Below are 2,115 nucleotides of genomic sequence, written 5' to 3'. Positions count from 1 at the left end.
TCACAGACACGGTGTCATATTCCAGCCATCCCTTGTGCGGCATCACCTTGCGGTAGAAAAGGAAAAGATTGTGGCTTTTCTCTTTCATGCGCGTTGTGTCTCCGAAATTCACCACATGTCCCTTGATTCTCGGCACGAGAATCAGGTTGCGGCTGTCGCGGGCAACTATCATTCCGGTAAGATTCGCGAGCTTCGGATCACTGTCGATATATTTTACCAGCGGAAGCACATCCTTAGGCGTAAATGAAGAGGTGAAGTTGCCGCAGACCACCGGCACATCGGTGAAGAATTCAGCCTTTGCATCGATCTTTTTCCCTTCCCGGTTTATATAATATGATTTCCCTCCGTTGAAAACCCTCATCACCGGTTCAAGCGGTCTTGCCTCGACAAGGAGATGGTTTTCGGAGTTGATCATGCAGTGCACACTCTCGAAATTTGAGAGTGAGGAAAGATATCTTTCAATCTTTTCGGTGTTTACATTATGAACCGGGATGCCGGTTATCTGTTCAGGATACCTGGCAAGTTCCGTCTCGATACCGCTTCTTGTGCGTTCGAGAATATTTGGGTTTTCGGATCCGAGTACATTGACAGTGATTCCCGTGCATTCATGGCGGCGAGCCTCCCGGTTTGCCCATACGGTCACCCAGGCGGTATATCCTGTAAGCAGGACAAGCAGCAGCCATTTCAGAACGGTGTTGGTCATCTTTGCGACAATATATCACGAATCTCCGGAAGCAGCCTGTCTATATCGGCAGCCCCCAGTGTCATAAGAATTTCAAAATTACTATTTTTTATCAGATTCAACAAATCTTTTCGCTCGCAATATATTTTTTTAGACGATTTTACCTTATCAAGAATGATGGCGGTATCGATTCCCGGTATCGGCAGTTCTCTTGCCGGATATATCTCCGGCATAATCACGCGGTCGGCTTCAGAAAGGGCTTCTGCAAACTGTGGCGCGAAATCGCGTGTGCGGGTATAAAGATGCGGCTGGAATATGACTGTCAGTTCCCTGCCGGGTAATAGTTTTCTTACCGAGCGTATCGAGTTCAGTACTTCATTGGGACTGTGCGCATAATCATCGATAAGCACAGGTGTGTCTTTGTGAGCCGTTCCGTCGAGCCATATCTCGAATCTTCTTTTGGCACCGAGGAATGTGGCAAGTCCCTCCCTTACATCATGTTCTGAAGCACCTGCCGTTATTGATGCTGCTGCTGCCGCAACTGCATTTTCAATGTTGATTTCAACAGGCACGCCAAGGCGTATGTCTTCTATTTTCAGACCCTCCGGACCGACAATAGTGAATGTCAGACGTCCGTCTCCGAAAACGATGTTTTCGGCATGCCAGTCTCCTTCCTCTCCTCCGCTGTATGTCTGCACCCGCACTCCATCCCTTACATCCGGTTTGTATTTAAGACCGGTATGTGTGATGAGGGTTCCGCCCGGTCTGACAAGGGACGTGAAAATAGAAAATGCCTCGAGATAATGGTCTTCGTCTCCGTAAATGTCAAGATGATCAGGGTCTGTGGAGGTGACAATTGCTATATATGGGTGAAGGTGGTGGAAAGACCGGTCGTATTCGTCTGCCTCGATGACCGACAGCGGAGACTTTTCGTTCAGGACAAGATTGCTCCCCGTGTTTCTGAGTATTCCCCCCAGAAAGGCTGTGCATCCCGCATCGGAGTTGCGGAGGATGTTGGCGATCATCGATGATGTCGTGGTTTTTCCGTGTGAGCCCGCGACACAGATGGCATCTGTATCAGCGGTAATCTTGCCGAGAAGCGCGGCGCGTTTTATCACTTCGAACCCGTTGCTTCTGAAGAACGTAAGGATATTGTTTGATTCCGGGACCGCAGGTGTATACACTACCAGCGTGGTTTCCGGATTACGGAAATCTTCCGGAATTTCATCTGCAGAGTCGTTGAAAGAAAGGCAAGCCCCCTCTTTTTCAAGTTCACAGGTCAATGCGGAAGGGGTACGGTCATACCCCGCGACCTTATAACCGTGGCGAAGGTAGTATCTCACGAGATTCGCCATCCCGATTCCTCCGGCACCTACAAAGTATATGTTTGAACAGATCATTTGTCAATAATTTTGAGTATCTCGTCCACTATA

The 2,115-nt window shown here is 48.7% G+C and carries 2 protein-coding genes; both read right to left on the bottom strand.

The features are described from left to right. A partial coding sequence (locus tag JX312_RS12685; RefSeq protein ID WP_204458279.1) for a cell division protein FtsQ/DivIB occupies positions 1-703 on the bottom strand: 703 nt, incomplete at its 3' end. Beyond that, positions 700-2,082, bottom strand: a complete 1,383-nt coding sequence (gene murC / locus JX312_RS12680; protein WP_123402927.1) for a UDP-N-acetylmuramate--L-alanine ligase — start codon at positions 2,080-2,082, stop codon at positions 700-702. The genes murC and JX312_RS12685, both read right to left, overlap by 4 nt. Between the last annotated feature and the right edge of the window lie 33 nt (positions 2,083-2,115).

The sequence above is a fragment of the Barnesiella sp. CU968 genome, from assembly GCF_905219685.1.
GTDB lineage: Bacteria > Bacteroidota > Bacteroidia > Bacteroidales > Muribaculaceae > Lepagella > Lepagella muris_A.
Note: the sequence above shows the minus strand (reverse complement) of the source record. Positions and strands in the feature narration are given on the sequence as shown.